The sequence below is a fragment of the Methylibium sp. genome (assembly GCF_035762065.1).
Classification (GTDB): Bacteria; Pseudomonadota; Gammaproteobacteria; order Burkholderiales; family Burkholderiaceae_C; genus Methylibium.
Genome location: NZ_DASTPW010000050.1, coordinates 121,725 through 139,127 on the forward strand (window position 1 = coordinate 121,725; position 17,403 = coordinate 139,127).

A 17,403-nucleotide genomic window follows, 5' to 3' on the forward strand; every position below is an offset into this window, starting at 1 on the left:
CCCGATTCGAGAAGAACTTTCGCGCGGCCCCGCCGCACCATCGGCCGCATGCCCGCCACCGCATGCGACGCGCCGCCGCTGCGCGCAAACGTCAGCCTCGCCGACAGTCTGTGGGCCGAGGCCGGCACCGTCTACCTGAGCGGGACCCAGGCGCTGGTGCGCCTGCTCGCCATGCAGCGCCAGCGCGACGCGCGTGCCGGCTTGAACACCAGCGGCTTCGTCAGCGGCTACCGCGGCTCGCCGCTGGGCATGGTCGACCAGGCGATCTGGAAGGCAGGCAAGCGGCTCGTCGAGTGCGGCGTGCGCTTCGTGCCCGCGATCAACGAGGAGCTCGCCGCGACGCAGGTGCTGGGCACCCAGCGTGTCGAGTCCGACCCGGAGCGCCAGGTCGAGGGCGTCTTCGCGATGTGGTACGGCAAGGGCCCGGGCGTCGACCGCGCCGGCGATGCCTTGAAGCACGGCAACGCCTACGGCTCGTCGCCGCACGGCGGGGTGCTGGTGGTCGCGGGCGACGACCACGGCTGCGTCTCGTCGTCGATGCCGCACCAGAGCGAGCACGCCTTCCAGGCCTGGCAGATGCCGATCGTCGCGCCCGCGAACATCGCCGAGATGCTGGAGTTCGGCCTCTACGGCTGGGCGCTGTCGCGCTACAGCGGCGCCTGGGTCGGCTTGACCGCGCTGTCGGAAGTGGTCGAGAGCGCCGGCACCGTCGATCTCGACGAGCTGCTGTGCCGCGCCGACGCCTGGCTCGACGCCGACGCGGTGCGTGCGGCGACCGGCCATGCCCCGCCGGCCGACGGCCTGCACATGCGCTGGCCCGACCTGCCTTCGCTGCGGCTCGAATCGCGGCTCGCCGACAAGCTGGCCGCCGTCGCCGCGTTCGCGCGGGTGAACCGCATCGATCGCGAGGTGATCGCGAGCCCGCAGGCGACGGTCGGCATCGTCACCTGCGGCAAGGCGCACCTCGATCTGCTCGAGGTGCTGCGGCGCCTGGAGATCGCGCCGGCGCTGCTCGCCGCGGCCGGCGTGCGGCTCTACAAGGTGGGCCTGAGCTTCCCGATCGAAACCGTGGGCCTCCAGCGCTTCGCGCGCGGGCTGGAGGAGATCCTCGTCGTCGAGGAGAAGGGCGCGATCGTCGAGACGCAGCTGCGCGACCTGTTCTACAACGCGCCGGCCGGGGCGCGGCCGGTGATCGTCGGCAAGCGCGACGCGCAAGGGCGCCCGTTCGTCTCCGCGCTCGGCGAGCTGCGGCCCTCGCGGCTGATCGAGCTGCTCGCGCGGTGGCTGGCGGATCACTTCCCGGCGAGCGCGCTGCTCGGCGATCCGCGCACGCGGGTGCGCGACTTCACGCTGCCCGAGCTGCTGTCCAACGACGCCGACGGCGTCAAGCGCCTGCCCTACTTCTGCGCCGGCTGCCCGCACAACACGTCCACGACGGTGCCCGAGGGCTCGAGCGCCCGCGCCGGCATCGGCTGCCACTTCATGGCGAACTGGATGGAGCGCAGCACCAGCGGCCTGATCCAGATGGGCGGCGAGGGCGTCGACTGGATCTCGCACGCGATGTTCACCGCGACGCCGCATGTGTTCCAGAACCTCGGCGACGGCACCTACTTCCACTCCGGCCACCTGGCGATCCGGCAGGCGGTCGCCGCGAAGGCGACGCTCACCTACAAGATCCTGTTCAACGACGCGGTCGCGATGACCGGCGGCCAGCCGGTCGACGGCGTCACCAGCGTCGATGCGATCGCGCGGCAGGTCGAGGCCGAAGGCGTCGTGCAGGTCGTCGTCGTCAGCGACGACATCGAGAAGTACCGCGGCCGGCGCGATCGCTTTCCCGCCGGCACGCGGTTCGAGCACCGCGACCGGCTCGACGCGGTGCAGCGCCGCCTGCGCGAGATGCCCGGCGTCACCGTGCTGATCTACGAGCAGACCTGCGCGGCCGAGAAGCGCCGGCGCCGCAAGAAGGGCGAGCTCGCCGATCCGCCGAGGCGCCTGTTCATCAACGAGGCCGTCTGCGAAGGCTGCGGCGACTGCACGGTGCAGAGCAACTGCGTCGCGGTGCTGCCGAAGGAGACGCCGCTCGGGCGCAAGCGGGAGATCGACCAGACCGCGTGCAACAAGGACTACGCCTGCGCGAAGGGCTTCTGCCCGAGCTTCGTCGGCGTCCGCGGTGCGGGCCTGCGGCGCAAGCTCGGCGCGCTGGGCGCGTCGAAGGACGCGCTGATGCGGCGTGTCGCGGCGCTGGCGCCGCCCGAAAAGCATCGATGGGACGGGCCCTGGGACCTGCTCGTCGCCGGCGTCGGCGGCACCGGCGTCGTCACCGTCGGCGCGGTGATCGCGATGGCGGCGCACCTCGAAGGCAAGGCCGCGAGCGTGCTCGACTTCATGGGCTTCGCGCAGAAGGGCGGCTCGGTCCTGAGCTTCGTGCGGCTGGCCGACGTGCCGTCGCGGCTGAACCAGGTGCGCATCGACACGCAGCAGGCCGACGCGATCCTCGCCTGCGACCTGGTCGTGGGCGCTTCGGCCGACGCGCTACAGACGGTGCGGCACGGCCGCACGCGCATCCTCGCCAACGTGCACGGCATCCCGGTCGCCGAATCGCTGCGCAACCCCGATGCGCAGCTGAAGCCCGAGGCGCTGCTCGCCAAGATGCGCTTCGCCGCCGGCGCCGAGCAGGTGCGGACCTTCGATGCGCAGGCGCTGGCGCTCGAATTCCTCGGCGACACCGTCACCGCCAACGTGCTCGCGATGGGCTGCGCGTGGCAGTGTGGCCTGGTGCCGCTGAGCCTGGCGGCCATGGAGGCCGCGATCCGGCTCAACGGCGTCGCGATCGACGCCAACCTGCTCGCGTTCTCGCTCGGCCGGCTGGCCGCGGGCGAGCCGGCCGCGCTCGACGCGCTGCGCGGCGCCGCCGCCGTCGTGCCCGCGCCCGAGACGCTCGACGCGCTGATCGCCCGCGCGATGCAGCACCTGAGCGGCTACCAGAACGCCGCGTGGGCCGCGCGCTTCGAGCGCACGGTGCGCCGCGTCGAGCGGCACGAGCGCGCGCTGCTCGCGGCCGGCGCGCCGCTGTCGCTAACCCCGGCGGTCGCACGCAGCCTGCTCAAGCTGATGGCCTACAAGGACGAGTACGAGGTCGCCCGGCTCTACACCGACGGGCGCTTCCGCCGCCGGCTCGAGGAGCAGTTCGACGGCCCGGTGAAGCTCGAATTCCACCTCGCGCCGCCGCTGCTCGCGCGCCCGAAGGACGGCCGGCCGCCGCGCAAGATGGTGTTCGGCGGCTGGATGCTCGGCGCGATGAAGTGGCTCGCGCGCGGCAAGGCGCTGCGCGGCACGCCGCTCGATCCCTTCGGCTACACCGAGGAGCGCCGGCTCGAACGTGCGCAGATCGTCCGGTACGAGGCGCTGATCGACACGCTGCTCGACGGCCTCGATGCCGACCGGCTGGGCCTCGCGACGCAGATCGCTGCGCTGGCGCAGCGCGTGCGCGGCTTCGGCCACGTGAAGATCGCGAACCTCGCGCTGGCGCGCACGCGCGAGGCCGAGCTGCTGCACCGCTTCGATCCGCAGCGCTTCGCGAAGCCGCAGGCGCCGGCCGCGGCCGGTCAGTTCAAGGGCATCGCGGTGGTCGGCGGCTGACCGGGGCGCCTCAGGTCTTCGGCGCGGGCCGGCGCCGCGGCAGCGGGCCCGCGCCGCCGGCGCCGCGCGGGATCAGGTCGTCGATCGGCAGCACCGAGGTCGACTTGACCTCGCGCAGCACGATGCTCGAATGCACGTGCGTGACCCCCGGCAGCCGCACGATCGTGCCCTGCAGCAGCCGCTCGAAGTGCTTGACGTCGGTGGCCAGCACGTTGAGCACGTAGTCGGTTTCGCCGGTGGTCGAGACGCAGCGCACGATGTTCGGGTCGGCCTTCACCGCGTCCTCGAAGCGCTGCACCACGTCGTCGCTGTGCTTCGCGAGGTTCACGCCGACCATCACGTTCAGCGCAAGCCCCACCTGCTCGGGATCGACGTGTGCGCTGTAGCCGGTGATGACCCCGGCTTCCTCCATCTCGCGGATGCGCTTCCAGCACGGCGTCGCCGACAGCCCGACCGCCTCCGACAGCTGCTGCACCGTCTGGCGCGAATCGCGCTGCAGCTCGATCAGCAGCTTCAGGCTGTAGGCGTCGAGGGCGGGCGGGTTCATCGGGTCTCCCGGGTCGGGCGGCGGTGCGGATCGGAAGGCTCGTTCATCGGGACGGCGGCAGGCTTCGGGCGGGCGGTCGATGCTAGCGAGCGCCGCTCTTCCGTCACGCGCGACGGCGACACTGCGCGCGTGCTGCACAGCGCCCCGCCCGCATCGCTCACCACCGCCGACGGCCTGCGGCTGCACCTGCGGCACTGGCCCTGCGAGACCGCGCGCGGCACCGTGCTGCTGGTGCACGGCCTCGGCGAGCACGCCGGCCGCTACGGGCACGTGGCGGCCGCGCTCGCGCAGGCCGGCTTCGAGACGGTCGCGCACGACCAGCGCGGCCACGGCCGCTCCGAAGGCGCCCGCGGCGACATCGCCCGGCCGCATGCGCTGCTCGACGACCTCGCGCGCGTGATCGACGCGCTGCGCGCGCGCCGCGACGGCCCGCTGCTGCTGCTTGGCCACAGCCTGGGCGGCGCGGTCGCCGCGCGCTTCGTCGCCGGCGCGCTCGAAGGGCCGGGGCCGGCCTGGGCTCGCAAGGTGGAGGCTCTGGTGCTGTCGTCGCCCGCGCTCGCCGCCGAGCTGCGGCCGACGCAGCGGCTGCTGCTCGCCTTCGGCAGCCGCTTCGCGCCGCATCTGGCGGCGAACAACGGGCTCGATCCGGCCTGGGTCAGCCGCGATCCGGCGGTGGTGGCGGCCTACCGGGCCGATGCGCTGGTGCACGACCGCATCACGCCGATGCTCGCGCGCTTCACGCTCGACGCCGGCGAACGGGTGCGCGCGGATGCGGCGCGCTGGCGCGTGCCGACGCTCCTGATGTGGGCTGGCGCCGACCGTTGCGTGCGTCCGGCCGGCAGCGCCGCGTTCGCGGCCGCGGCGCCGCTGGGCGTCGTCGCCGCCCGGCGCTTCGACGGCCTCGCCCACGAGCTCTTCAACGAGCCGGAGCGAGCCCGCGTGTTCGAGACGCTGGCCGACTGGCTGGCACGCCAGCGCTGATCCGGCAAGCGCGGTCACTCCGCGTTGGCCGAGCACGACAGCCTGTCAGGCTTGACAGGTGTGCGCCGACCGAGCGCTGGCTAAGGTGCGCTTCAACGCCGGCTAACCGATCGGCGTCAATCCCTAAAGGAGAGGATCGTGATCAGCGACGAGTTCATCCGCACCGGCGACCTGCAGGACATCGCCAGCTACCCCGCCTGGGCGCAGGACATGGTCGGGAGCTGCGCCGACGCCCGCGAGCGCGTCGCCAACCACGCGCTGTTCCACCACATGCGCGACGCCGAGCTCGACGCCAGCCAGGCCAGCACTTTCCTCGTCGGCGTCTGGCCGGTGATCGAGCAGTTCCCGCAGTACATGGCGCAGAACCTCCTGAAGGTGCAGTTCGGCCGCACGCGCGGCCACGACGAGGCGCGCCGCTACCTGATCCGCAACATCCGCGTCGAGCAGAACCACGCCGACCACTGGCTCGAATGGGCGCTGGCCAGCGGCGTCGAGCGCGAGGACCTGCTGCACGGCGAGGTGCCGGCCGAGACGCACGCGCTCGCGCACTGGTGCTGGCATACCTGCGAGCGCGACTCGCTGGCCGCCGGCATGGCCGCGACGAACTACGCGATCGAGGGCGTCACCGGCGACTGGTCGGCGCTGGTGTGCTCGAAGACCGACTACGAGCTGAGCTTCGACACCAGCGTGCGCGCCAAGGCGATGAAGTGGCTCAAGCTGCACGCCCGCTACGACGACGAGCACCCCTGGGAGGCGCTCGAGATCATCTGCAAGGTGATGGGCAGCAACCCGACGGTGCGCGGCGCGGCGCTCATCCGCTCGCGCGTCATCACGAGCTACGAGTACATGCGGCTGACGCTGGACCACTGCCTCGAAGCCCAGGAAGTGGTGTCGCGGCCGGCGCCGCTGATCTCGCTGGCGGACTACGCGCAGGAGCGCAAGCGCGCCTGAGGCCCGCGCCTACTCCCGCCTGCGCGGGCGTAGGCGCGCTCAGCGTGCTGCGAGCGCCGCGTCCGGCGCCGACCAGCCGCCGCCGAGCGCGCGATAGACGCCCACCAGCGAGGTCGCCGTCGCCACCCGCGCCTGCACGAGCTGGTCGCGCTGGCTCAGCACCTCGCGCTCGGCGTCGAGCACCACCAGGAAGTCGGTGACGCCGGCGTCGAAGCGCTTGCGGGCGAGGTCGGCGGCTTCCTCGGCGCTGCGGGCGGCGACATCGAGCTTGTCGGCGCGCTGCGCGTTGCGGTTGAAGCCGCTGAAGGCGCCTTCGGTCTCCTCGAGTGCGAGGGCGACCGTCTGCTCGTAGTTCGCCAGGCTCTGCTGCGCGCGCGCTTCCGTCGCGGCGATGCGCGAGCGGATCGCGCCCAGGTCGAACGGCGTCCAGGTGACGCCGACGCCGAGCGAGTAAATGCCCGATTCGCTCTTGCCGAGGTTGCCTGCGGTCGCCGCGTTCAGGCCGAGCAGGCCCGACAGCGACAGGCGCGGGAACAGCTCGGTCTTCGCGACGCCGATGCTGGCGGTGCTCGCCGCGAGCTGGCGTTCGGCCGAGATGACGTCGGGCCGGCGTTGCAGCCACTGCTCCGGCGTGCCCAGCGGCAGCGTCGCGAGGTCGGTCGCCGGCAGGCCGGGCATCGGCGCCGGCGTGCCGAGCTGCGCGAGCACCGCGCGCGGCGGCTGCGCGGTCAGCGTCGCCAGCCGGAACGCGGCGAGCTCGATGCCGCTCTGCAAGGCCGGCAGCTGGGCCTCGGTCGAGGCGACCAGCGCACTGGCACGCGCCACGTCGAGCTGCGTGCCGCGGCCGGCGTCGAGGCGCTTGCTGGTCAGATCGAAGGCCGAGCGCTGGTTGACCAGCCCCGCCTCGGTGACCTGCAGCCGCTGCTGCAGGCCGCGCAACTCGAGGTAGTTGCGCGCGACTTCGGCGGCGATCGAGGTGTGCGCCGCGTACAGGCCGGCCTCGCTCGCGCTCACCAGCGCCGCGGCAGCCTCGCTCTGCCGGCGGAAGCGGCCGAACAGGTCGAGCTCCCAGTTCGCGACGAAGCCGGCGTCGTAGACGGTACCGGTGCGCTCGCTGCGCGAGAAGCCGGGCTGCTGGGTGATCGGCGTGACCGAGCGCGTGACGCCGCCGGTCAGGCCCAGGCCCGGCCGCGCCGCGGCATCGGCCTCGCCCTGGTTTGCGCGCGCTTCCTGCAGGCGCGCCTGCGCGATGCGCACGTCGCCGTTCGCGGTGAGCGCGCGCTCGATCAGCCCGTTCAGCGCGGGATCGCCGAAGCCGCGCCAGAAGCTGGCGATGTCGGCCGAGGCCGGCTGCGCGTTGACCGCGCTCGCGCCGGCGTTGACGAAGCCGCTGCCGTCGAGCGTGCTCGCCGGGCGCTGGTAGTCGGGCCCGAGGGCGCAGCCCGCGAGCAGTGCCGCCGCCGCCAGGGCGGTGATCCGGAAGTCCATCGCCCGCTCAGACATCGCCGTCCCCCTTCACTTGCTGCCGCGGCGCGCTGCTCAGCGTGCCGCCACCGGTGCCCAGCGGCGGCTTCCTGGAAGCCTCGCGCTCGGCCTTGCCGCGTCGCAGCAGCATGTAGAACACGGGGGTCAGGAAGATGCCGAACAGCGTCACGCCGACCATCCCCGAGAACACCGCGATGCCCATCGCGCGGCGCATCTCGCTGCCGGCGCCGGAGCCGAGGATCAGCGGGATCACGCCGGCGCAGAACGCGATCGAGGTCATCAGGATCGGGCGCAGCCGCATGCGGCAGGCGTGCAGGATCGCGTCGCGCAGCTTCTCGCCGCGTTCCTCCAGCTCCTTCGCGAACTCGACGATCAGGATCGCGTTCTTGCACGCCAGGCCGACCAGCACCACCAGCGCCACCTGCGTGAAGATGTTCAGGTCGCCCGGCTGCATGAACGGCGGGAAGCTCGACAGCCACACGCCGAACAGCGCCGCGAGCACGCCCATCGGCACGATCAGCACGATCACCATCGGCAGGCTCCAGCTCTCGTACTGCGCGGCGAGCACCAGGATCACGAGCAGCACCGCGATCGACATCACCGCCGCGAGGATCGGCACGTCGATCGACGTGCCGGGCAGCGTGATGCTGCGCGTCAGCCGGTCCTGGTAGCTCAGCTCGGTCCATTCGTAGCTCATGCCGCGCGGCAGCGTCCGCTTGAGCAGCTGCTCGATCTCGGCCTCGGCCTGGCCGGACGAGAATCCCGGGTTCGCCGCGCCGTTGATGTCGGCCGAGGGGTAGCCGTTGTAGCGGGTGACCCGCGTCGGCCCGAAGGTCGGCTCCACCGTCATCAGCGCGCCGAGCGGCACCATCTCGCCGGCGCCGTTGCGCGTCTTCAGGCTGGTGATGGCGGCGGCGTCGGCGCGAAACGGCGCGTCGGCCTGCACGATGACCTGGTAGGTCTTGCCGAACTGGGTGAAGTCGTTGACGTAGAGCGAGCCGAGGTTGACCTGCATCGTGTCGTAGATGTCGGTCAGCGCGATGCCCATCTGCTTGGCGCGCGTGCGGTCGACGTTCGCGAACAGCTGCGGCACGTTGATGTCGTAGGTCGAGAACGGCGTGCCGATCGAGGACTGCGGGTTGCCGTAGACCTGCCCGAGCACCCCCCAGACGCTGCCGAACAGCGCCTGCTCGCCGAGGCCCGTGCGGTCCTGCACCTGGAGCTTGAAGCCGCCCGCGGTACCGACGCCGTCGACGCCCGGCGGCGGCACGACGAACATGCGCGCGCCCTGGATCTGCTGGATCGCGCCGTTGACCTGCCCGAGGATCGCGTCCTTGCTTAGCTGCGCCGAGGTGCGCTGCTCGAACGGCGCCAGGCCGAAGAACACGATGCCCTCGTTCGGCGCGGCCGAGAAGCCGGCGATCGACAGGCCCGGGAAGGCCACCGAATCGACGATGCCCGGCACCTTCAGCGCGATCTCGCTCATCTCGCGGATCACCTTGTCGGTGCGGTCGAGCGTGGCGCCGGCCGGCAGCTGCGCGATGCCGATCAGGTACTGCTTGTCGGGCGCCGGCACGAAGCCGGACGGGATGCGTGTGAACAGCAGCGCGGTCAGCGCGAGCAGCACCGCGTAGACGGCCATCGCGATCGTCTTGCGCCCGAGGATGCCGGCGACGCCGCGGCCGTAGCCGTCGCTGCGCCGCTTGAACCAGCCGTTGAACCAGCGGAAGAAGGGGCCGAAGAGCTTGTCCATGCCCTTCGTGAGCCGGTCCTTCGGCGCGTCGTGCGGCCGCAACAGCAGCGCCGAGAGCGCGGGCGACAGGGTCAGCGAGTTGAACGCCGAGATCACCGTGCTGATCGCGATCGTCACCGCGAACTGCTTGTAGAACTGGCCCGTCAGACCCGGCACGAAGGCCAGCGGCACGAACACCGCACAGAGGACAAGCGCGATCGCGATGATCGGCCCCGAGACCTCCTGCATCGCCTTGACCGTCGCGTCGTGCGCGGAGAGGCCGCTCTCGATGTTGCGCTCGACGTTCTCGACCACCACGATCGCGTCGTCGACCACGATGCCGATCGCGAGCACCAGGCCGAACAGCGTCAGCGTGTTGATCGAATAGCCGAGCAGCAGCAGGAAGGCGAAGGTGCCGACGATCGACACCGGCACCGCGAGCAGCGGGATGATCGACGCGCGCCAGGTCTGCAGGAAGACGATCACCACCAGCACGACCAGCAGCACCGCCTCGATCAGCGTCTCGACGACCTTCTCGATCGAGGTCTGCACGAAGCGCGTCGGGTCGTAGACGATCGAGTAGCCGACGCCGGGCGGGAAGTTGGCTTTCAGCCGCTCCATCGTCGCGCGCACGTCGTTCGACAAGGCCAGCGCGTTCGAGCCCGGCGCCTGGAAGATCGCGATCGCCGCGGCTTCCTTGTTGTTGAGCAGGCTGCGCAGCGAATAGGTGCCCGCCGAAAGCTCGACGCGGCCGAGGTCGCGGATGCGGATCAGCCCGCCGGTCGCCGGGTCGGTGCGCACGATGATGTCGGCGAACTCGCTCTCGCTGGTCAGGCGCCCCTGCGTGTTGACGGCGAGCTGGAACTCGGTGCCGGTCGGCGCCGGCGGCGCGCCGACGGTGCCGGCGGCGACCTGCGCGTTCTGCTCGCGGATCGATGCGATCACCTCGGCGGTGGTGATGCCGCGCGCGGCCAGCTTGCCCGGGTCGAGCCAGACGCGCATCGCGTAGTCGCCGGCGCCGAACAGCTGCACGCTGCCCATGCCGGAGAGGCGCAGCAGCTCGTCGCGCACGTTGAGCTGGCCGTAGTTGCGCAGGTAGAGCGCGTCGCGCGCGCCGTCGGTCGAGATCAGGTGCACGACCATCGTCAGGTTCGGCGTCGACTTCTCGGTCGTCACGCCGATCTGCCGCACGATCTCGGGCAGCCGCGGCAGCGCGCGGTTGATGCGGTTCTGCACCGCGGTCTCGGCGGCTTCCGGGCTGGTGCCGATCTTGAAGGTGACGGTCAGCGTCATGCTGCCGTCGGCGGTGCCCTGGCTGTCGAAGTACAGCAGGTTGTCGATGCCGTTGATCTGTTCCTCGAGCGGCGTGGCCACCGTCTCGGAGATCACGCGCGGGTTCGCGCCCGGGTACTGCGCGCGCACCACCACCTGCGGCGGCGCGACCTCGGGGTACTCCGAGATCGGCAGGTTGAAGATCGCCAGCAGGCCGGCGAGGAAGACCATGATCGACAGCACCGCGGCGAAGCGCGGGCGGTCGATGAAGAAGCGGGAGATGTCCATCGTGGGCCTCGGTAGACGGTCAGACGCGGCAGCCGGTGCGAAGCAAGGCAACCGGGTGGGCTTGGGCGAACGGTCGGACGCGACAGCCGCTGCGCAGCGAGGCACTCGCGGTCATGTCGGTGCAGACGGTGCGGGTCGGGTCAGCCCTTCGCTGCCGGCGCCCCGGCGCCCGGCCCACCTTGCCCCGGCGGCGGAAAGATCGGCCGGCCCTTGTCGTCCACCTTCAGCACCTGCGGTGCGACCGGCACGCCGGGCATGATCCGCTGCAGGCCGTCGACGACGACGTTCTCGCCGGCCTTCACGCCGGCACCCTGGCCGTTGGCGGCGGTGACCACGCGCATGCCGTCGTGCAGCGCGCCGAGCCTCACCTCGCGGAACTGCGGCTGCCCGTCGGCGCCGACGACGACCACCGTCTTCTTGCTCTGGTCGGTGCCGATCGCGCGCTCGGCGACCAGCGTCGCGCTGTAGGTCGCGCTGGTCGGCATCGTCAGCTTGATCGCGAGGCCGGGCGTGAACAGGCCCTTGGCGTTGTCGAAGCTCGCGCGCATGCGGATCGCGCCGGTCTGCGGGTTGAGGCGGTTGTCGATGAAGTCGAGCGTGCCCTCGTGCGGGAAGCCGGCGTCGGTCGCGAGCCCCATGCGCACCTTCGGCGCGGCCTTGTCGGTCGATCCGTCGCCGGTGGCCTTGATGCGCAGGAAGGTCTGCTCGCTGCTGTCGAAGTACGCATAGACCTTCGCGACGCCGGCGATCGTCGTCAGCGTCACCTGCTCGCTGACCAGGTTGCCCGCGGTCACGTTGGCGCGCGACGCGCGCCCGGCGATCGGCGCGCGCACCGCCGCGTAGCCGAGGTTCAGCCGGGCGACGCGCAACGCCGCCTCGGCCGCCTTGATGTCGGCCTGCGCGGTGCGCGAGCCCGAGGCGAGCTGGTCGGCCTCCTGCTTCGAGACCGCGCGCGAATCGAGCAGCTGCTGCGCGCGCGCGAGCTCGCTCTTCGCCAGTTCGGCGCGCGACTGCGCGGCCGCGAGCTGCGATTCGGCGCGCGCCACCTCGGCCGCGAACGGCTGCGGGTCGATCGTGAACAGCAGCTGGCCCTTGGTGACCATCGCGCCGTCGGTGAAGTGGACCTTGTCGATCGTGCCGCCGACGCGCGGCTTGAGCTCGACGTAGTCGGTCGCCTCCAGGCGGCCGCTGAACTCTTCGCTGTCGGCGATGCTGCGCTGCACGGCCGGCGCGACGCTGACCGGCGCCGCCTGCGGCGGGCCGCCCTGCGCGTCGGCGCGACCGCCGCAGCCGCCGAGCCAGGCGCTCGCGGTGACGCACAGCACCAGCGCGGCGGCGGAGGAGCCGCGGCTCAACGTCGGTCGAAGCGCCACGGCGGGCTGCCCCGGGCGCAGTGGATGCCGGACCTCCGGCAGGAATGGGGAGGCGGGAACTGCGCGCATGGAATGCCCTCTCTTGTTTGATCTTGGGGCCACCCGCCCGGTGAGGCGTGGCAGCTTCCCCGTCGCTCGCGGCAAGCGCGTGGCATGCCGGCGGCGCGGAGAAGCGGCGGATCTTAATGACTGGCTGGTCATCAATCGATGAACCCGCAGGTCAAACCCCGGTGTGCGGTAAGCCCATCGCATCCCGGCTTGCCGAGCGTCGCGAAGCGTGAGCAAGTCATGGCCCGAAGCGCCACCGCCGTCTAATGCAGGCGCAACGACAGGAGCCCCCGATGCACGCATCCGAAGCACCCGAAGCATCCGCCGCGCCGCTCGACGCCGCCGGCCTGCAGCACGACGTGAACCGCGCGTGGGACGAGCGCGTCGTCCCCGAACTGATCGACTACATCGCGGTGCCGGCGAAGAGCCCGATGTTCGATGCCGACTGGCACGCGCACGGGCACATCGACGCGGTCGTGCGGCGCGCGGCGCAGTGGGTCGAGTCGCGCGGGCTCGCGGGGCTGAAGCTCGAAGTCGTCCGGCTCGCCGATGTCGACGGCAAGCCGCGCACGCCGGTGATCTTCTTCGAGCTGCCCGCGACCATGCCGAACGGCAACGCGAGCGACGCACCGACCGTGCTGCTCTACGGCCACCTCGACAAGCAGCCCGAGTTCACCGGCTGGCGAGCCGACCTCGGGCCCTGGACGCCGAAGCTCGAAGGCGGCCTGCTGTACGGGCGCGGCGGCGCCGACGACGGCTATGCGATCTACGCGGCGGTCAGCGCGCTCGAAGCGCTCGATGCGCGCCGGGCGCCGCGGCCGCGCTGCGTCGGCCTGATCGAGACCTGCGAAGAATCCGGCTCGGGCGACCTGCCGGCCTACCTCGAGGCCTTGAAGACGCGGCTCGGCCGCGTCGGCCTCGTCGTGTGCCTTGATTCCGGTGCCGGCAACTACGACCAGCTCTGGCTCACCACCAGCCTGCGCGGCAATGTCACCGGCCGGCTCGAGGTGCAGGTGCTGACCGAGGGCGTGCACTCGGGCGATTCGAGCGGCGTCGTGCCGTCGAGCCTGCGCGTGCTGCGGCAGTTGCTCGACCGGCTCGAGGATCCGGCGAGCGGCCGGCTGCTGCCGCAGTCGCTGCATTGCGCGATCCCCGCCGAGCGCGTCGCGCAAGCGCGCGAGGCCGCGCGCGTGCTCGGCGACGAAGTCTGGAAGCGCTTCCCCTGGGCCTGCGGTGCCGATGGCGGCCCGGTGCTGCCCACCACCACCGATCCCACCGAAGCGCTGCTCAACCGCACCTGGCGCCCGACGCTCAGCGTCACCGGCGCCGCCGGCCTGCCGGCGCTCGCCGATGCGGGCAACGTTCTGCGGCCCTTCACCGCGTTCAAGCTGAGCCTGCGGCTGCCGCCGCTGGTCGATGGCCACGAGGCCGCGGTCGCGCTGAAGGCGCTGCTCGAAGACAACGCGCCCTACAACGCGAAGGTCAGCTTCGCGCCCGACGGCCGCGTCGGCGCCTGGGGCGCGAGCGGCTGGAACGCGCCGCCGATCGAGCCCTGGCTCGAGGACGCGCTGCAGTCCGCCTCGCGCGCCCACTACGGCACCGCCTGCGGCTACATCGGCCAGGGCGGCACGATCCCGTTGATGAGCCTGCTGCAGAAGGGCTTCCCGCACGCGCAGATGATGGTCTGCGGCGTGCTCGGCCCGAAGAGCAACGCCCACGGGCCGAACGAGTTCCTGCACGTGGGCTACGGCAAGCGGCTGACGGCGGCGGTCGCACAGGTCATCGCGGCGATGGGGGCTCGGCCGCTGCTCGCCGCGCAAGAGGCCGCATAACGCGGCCCGTCGCCGCGTTGGTCCTCGACGACGTCGAGGCGCGACTTCGCCGGTCCTCGGGTGGCCTCGCTGCGCGTCAGCCGACGGCCCGCCGCTTCAACCAGGTGCGCAGCACCGCGGCGGCCAGCGGCCCGGCGATCTCGTCGAGGAAGCGGGGGAAGTCGCGGTGCGCCGCGTCGTCGGCGCGGTCGGAGATGCAGCGCAGCACCGCGAACGGCACGTCGCAGTCGTGGCAGACCTGCGCGACCGCTGCGCCTTCCATCTCCACCGCCAGCGCATCCGGCAGCTCGGCGTGCAGCGCGGCGCTCTCGGTGGCGGTGGCGACGAAGCGGTCGCCGCTGACGACGAGGCCCTCGTGCAGCTTCGGCGCCTCGATGCCGAGCGCGGCGAATGACGCGGCCAGGCCGATGCGCTCGGCTTCGAGCGCGTCGCGCGCGGCCCGTGCGATTTCGTCGCCCAGTTCGGCATCGGTCGGAAAGCGCGCGCGGCCTGTCAGCGGCACCTCGTGGCGCGGGAACAGCGGCGAGGCGTCGAGGTCGTGCTGCAGCAATTCGCGCGCGACCACCACGTCGCCCACCGCGACGGGGCCTAGCCCGCCGGCCACACCGGTGAAGACCAGCGCCTCGGCGCCGTAGCGTTCGATCAGCAGCGTCGCCGTCGTCGCGGCCGCCACCTTGCCGATGCGCGACAGCGCGAGCACCACCTCGTGGCCTTCGAGACGGCCGACAACGAATTCGCGCCCGGCATGGTGTTCGAGCTGCGGCGCGTCGAGCGCCGCGATCAGCGCGCGCAGTTCCTGCGTGAGCGCTGCAACAAGGGCGAGGCGCATGGTCGTCGCTGCTCGATGAAGCGCCGGCGCAGCAAGGGCCCGGCGCGGCCCGTCAACCCATCAGCAGGGCGCGCCGCACCGCACGGGCGATGCCCTCGCCCTTGTGCTTCTCGACCTCGGCGACCAGGTCGAGCGCCACCTTCTGCAGTCCGGCGAGCCCGTCGGCCTTCTCGATCGCGAGCGCGAAGCGGTAGCTCTTCATCAGCCCGAGGTGCTCCTTCGCGAGCGAAGGCAGCAGCACGTAGAGCTCCTTGTAGGACAGCGAACTCACCGCGCCCAGCGGCGCGGGCATCGTCGGCACGTTGCCGCCGGAGCGCAGGTCGAGGGGCGCCGGCGCGGCGGCCGGCGCCGGCGGGGCCGCGCCGACCTGCGCGATCAGGCCGGCTTCGAACAGCGTGCTCAGGTCTTCGGCGGTGCAGCCGCGCACCATCGAGACCCATTCATGGCCGTCGCGGCTGCCGTCGATGATCAGCAGCAGGTTGCGCGCAGTGCGGGTGATCGCATGCACGCGCGCCTGGATCTCGGCGCGGCCCAGGTCGGTCTTGATGTAGCGGTCGCCCATGGGCCTGCGGTGCGCGAAGGGAAAACGGGGGAGAAGTCCGAACCATAGACCACCCGCCAGCCTTCACCGGGCTGACATGGCTCGGCGAAAGACGCCGCGGTGTGAAGGAAGCACGCGGGGCATCGTAGCGCTGCGCCGCAGCAACACAGGCCGGTGCCGCGGTGCCCGCGCGCGGTGCGGGGTGTCAGGGCTTGGGCGCGTCGCGCAGCTCGCGGCGCAGGATCTTGCCGACGTTGGTCTTGGGCAGCTCGCTGCGGAACTCGACCACCTTCGGCCGCTTGTAGCCGGTGAGGTGGCTCTCGCAGTACGCGCGCACCGCCGCTTCGGTGACGCCCTCGTCGCGCTTGACGATCACCAGCTTCACCGCTTCGCCGGCCTTCGCATCGGCGACGCCGACCGCGGCGCATTCGAGGATGCCGGGCATCTGCGTGACGACGTCCTCGACCTCGTTCGGATAGACGTTGAAGCCGCTGACCAGGATCATGTCCTTCTTGCGGTCGACGATCTTGAAGTAGCCGCGCTCGTCGACGATGCCGATGTCGCCCGAGCGGAAGAAGCCGTCGGCCGTCATGACCTTGGCGGTCTCGTCGGGGCGCTGCCAGTAGCCGGCCATCACCTGCGGGCCCTTGATGCAGATCTCGCCGGGCTGGCCCATCGGCACCTCCGCGCCTTCGTCGTCGAGCAGCTTCAGCTCGGTGTTGGGCAGCGGCAGGCCGATCGTGCCGCTGTAGGCGGTGCTGTCCACCGGGTTGCAGGTGGCCGACGGCGAGGTCTCGGAAAGTCCGTAGCCCTCGACGATCGGGCAGCCGGTCTTCTCCAGCCAGAGCTTCGCGGTGGCGCTTTGCACCGCCATGCCGCCGCCGACCGAGATCTTCAGATTGCTCCAGTCGACGGTGCCGAAATCGGCATGGTTGGCCATCGCGTTGAACAGCGTGTTGACCGCCGGGAAGCTGTGGAAGCGCTCGGTCGAGAGCGTCTTGAACACCGCGGGCAGGTCGCGCGGGTTCGGGATCAGGATGTTGCAGCCGCCCATGCGCATGCCCAGCATCATGTTCGTGTTGAAGCCGAAGATGTGATAGATCGGCAGCGCGCAGACGGTGTTGATCTGCTCGCCGGCCGGGATCTTCTTGAGCGCCGGCTGGTACCAGGCCTCCGACTGCAGGATGTTCGCGACGAGGTTGCGGTGCTTGAGCACCGCGCCCTTGCTGACGCCGGTGGTGCCGCCGGTGTACTGCAGCACCGCGATGTCGTCGGGCGTCGGCGCGGCCGAGGTGAAGCTCTTGCCGCGGCCCTGGGCCACCGCATCGTTGAAGCGCACCGCGCCGGGCAGGTCGAAGGCCGGCACCAGCTTCTTCACCTTGCGCACCACCGTGTTGACGATGAAGCTCTTCGGGAAGCCAAGCAGGTCGCCGAGCGCGGTGACGATCACCTTCTTCGTCGGCACCGCCGCATGGACCTGCTGGAGCACGCTCGCGAAGTTCTCGATGATCACGATCGCCTTCGAGCCCGAATCCTTCAGCTGGTGCTCGAGTTCGCGCGGCGTGTACAGCGGGTTGACGTTGACCACCACGTAGCCGGCGCGCAGGATCGCCGCGACCGCGATCGGGTACTGCGGCACGTTGGGCAGCATCACCGCGACGCGGTCGCCCTTCGCGAGGCCGAGCGTCTGCAGGTAGGCCGCGAACGCACGCGATTGCGCCTCGACCTCGGCGAAGCTGAACGCCTTGCCCATGTACTTGTAGGCCGGCTTCGCGCCGTACTTCCGGAAGCTCTCCTCGATCAGCGCGACCAGCGACGGGTATTGCTCGACGTCGATCTGCGCCGGCACACCGGCCGGGTAGTGCTTGAGCCAGAGGGGTTCCAT

At 71.5% G+C, this 17,403-nt stretch carries 11 protein-coding genes; 4 read left to right on the forward strand and 7 right to left on the reverse strand.

Annotation, left to right across the window (positions count from 1 at the left end; genetic code table 11):
- Window positions 1-48: 48 nt before the first annotated feature.
- Window positions 49-3,639, forward strand: a complete 3,591-nt coding sequence (locus tag VFR90_RS15230; RefSeq protein WP_326406999.1) for an indolepyruvate ferredoxin oxidoreductase family protein — start codon at window positions 49-51, stop codon at window positions 3,637-3,639.
- A gap of 10 nt (window positions 3,640-3,649) precedes the next feature.
- Here VFR90_RS15230 and VFR90_RS15235 read toward each other — a convergent pair whose 3' ends face one another.
- Entirely contained in the window at window positions 3,650-4,186 is a 537-nt protein-coding gene (locus tag VFR90_RS15235; protein ID WP_326407000.1) for an Lrp/AsnC family transcriptional regulator, read from the reverse strand.
- A gap of 129 nt (window positions 4,187-4,315) precedes the next feature.
- Between VFR90_RS15235 and VFR90_RS15240 the strand changes: the two genes are divergently transcribed.
- Both VFR90_RS15240 and VFR90_RS15245 read left to right on the forward strand, forming a co-directional pair.
- Window positions 4,316-5,167 carry an alpha/beta hydrolase gene (locus VFR90_RS15240; RefSeq protein ID WP_326407001.1) on the forward strand — a complete coding sequence of 284 codons (852 nt, stop codon included), beginning with the start codon at window positions 4,316-4,318 and terminating at the stop codon, window positions 5,165-5,167.
- Between the two features lie 138 nt (window positions 5,168-5,305).
- Window positions 5,306-6,118 carry an iron-containing redox enzyme family protein gene (locus tag VFR90_RS15245; protein WP_326407002.1) on the forward strand — a complete coding sequence of 271 codons (813 nt, stop codon included), beginning with the start codon at window positions 5,306-5,308 and terminating at the stop codon, window positions 6,116-6,118.
- Window positions 6,119-6,157: 39 nt separating this feature from the next.
- On the opposite strand, the gene VFR90_RS15250 is transcribed toward VFR90_RS15245, so the two are convergent.
- The 3 genes from VFR90_RS15250 to VFR90_RS15260 form a co-directional block, all read right to left on the reverse strand.
- Window positions 6,158-7,621, reverse strand: coding sequence for an efflux transporter outer membrane subunit (locus VFR90_RS15250; RefSeq protein WP_326407003.1), 1,464 nt, complete (start codon window positions 7,619-7,621; stop codon window positions 6,158-6,160).
- Window positions 7,614-10,895, reverse strand: a complete 3,282-nt coding sequence (locus VFR90_RS15255; protein ID WP_326407004.1) for an efflux RND transporter permease subunit — start codon at window positions 10,893-10,895, stop codon at window positions 7,614-7,616. The genes VFR90_RS15250 and VFR90_RS15255 overlap by 8 nt, the downstream gene beginning before the upstream one ends.
- A 140-nt stretch (window positions 10,896-11,035) precedes the next feature.
- The gene (locus tag VFR90_RS15260) at window positions 11,036-12,250 is read right to left on the reverse strand and encodes an efflux RND transporter periplasmic adaptor subunit (RefSeq protein WP_326407005.1); all 1,215 of its coding nucleotides are present in this window, start codon (window positions 12,248-12,250) and stop codon (window positions 11,036-11,038) included.
- Between the two features lie 359 nt (window positions 12,251-12,609).
- Between VFR90_RS15260 and VFR90_RS15265 the strand changes: the two genes are divergently transcribed.
- Complete coding sequence (locus VFR90_RS15265) at window positions 12,610-14,148, forward strand: M20 family metallopeptidase (RefSeq protein ID WP_326407006.1); 1,539 nt, start codon at window positions 12,610-12,612, stop codon at window positions 14,146-14,148.
- A gap of 76 nt (window positions 14,149-14,224) precedes the next feature.
- Here the strand turns inward: VFR90_RS15265 and VFR90_RS15270 are convergent, their stop codons facing one another.
- The 3 genes from VFR90_RS15270 to VFR90_RS15280 all read right to left on the reverse strand — a co-directional run bounded on the left by VFR90_RS15270 (window position 14,225) and on the right by VFR90_RS15280 (window position 17,403).
- Window positions 14,225-14,977, reverse strand: a complete 753-nt coding sequence (locus VFR90_RS15270) for a 5'-methylthioadenosine/adenosylhomocysteine nucleosidase (protein WP_326407007.1) — start codon at window positions 14,975-14,977, stop codon at window positions 14,225-14,227.
- Window positions 14,978-15,029: 52 nt separating this feature from the next.
- On the reverse strand, window positions 15,030-15,539 hold the full coding sequence (locus tag VFR90_RS15275; RefSeq protein ID WP_326407008.1) for a hypothetical protein: 510 nt from the start codon (window positions 15,537-15,539) through the stop codon (window positions 15,030-15,032).
- A gap of 184 nt (window positions 15,540-15,723) precedes the next feature.
- A complete protein-coding gene (locus VFR90_RS15280) occupies window positions 15,724-17,403 on the reverse strand; it encodes a long-chain-fatty-acid--CoA ligase (RefSeq protein WP_326407009.1) in 1,680 nt (559 codons plus the stop codon).

Excerpts from the sequence above, each read along its gene's own strand:
- VFR90_RS15230 (WP_326406999.1), top strand. The coding sequence starts at position 49 with ATGCCCGCCACCGCATGCGACGCGCCGCCGCTGCGCGCAAACGTCAGC.
- VFR90_RS15235 (WP_326407000.1), bottom strand. The coding sequence starts at position 4,186 with ATGAACCCGCCCGCCCTCGACGCCTACAGCCTGAAGCTGCTGATCGAG.
- VFR90_RS15250 (WP_326407003.1), bottom strand. The coding sequence starts at position 7,621 with ATGTCTGAGCGGGCGATGGACTTCCGGATCACCGCCCTGGCGGCGGCG.
- VFR90_RS15255 (WP_326407004.1), bottom strand. The coding sequence starts at position 10,895 with ATGGACATCTCCCGCTTCTTCATCGACCGCCCGCGCTTCGCCGCGGTG.
- VFR90_RS15265 (WP_326407006.1), top strand. The coding sequence starts at position 12,610 with ATGCACGCATCCGAAGCACCCGAAGCATCCGCCGCGCCGCTCGACGCC.
- VFR90_RS15270 (WP_326407007.1), bottom strand. The coding sequence starts at position 14,977 with ATGCGCCTCGCCCTTGTTGCAGCGCTCACGCAGGAACTGCGCGCGCTG.
- VFR90_RS15275 (WP_326407008.1), bottom strand. The coding sequence starts at position 15,539 with ATGGGCGACCGCTACATCAAGACCGACCTGGGCCGCGCCGAGATCCAG.
- VFR90_RS15280 (WP_326407009.1), bottom strand. The coding sequence starts at position 17,403 with ATGGAACCCCTCTGGCTCAAGCACTACCCGGCCGGTGTGCCGGCGCAG.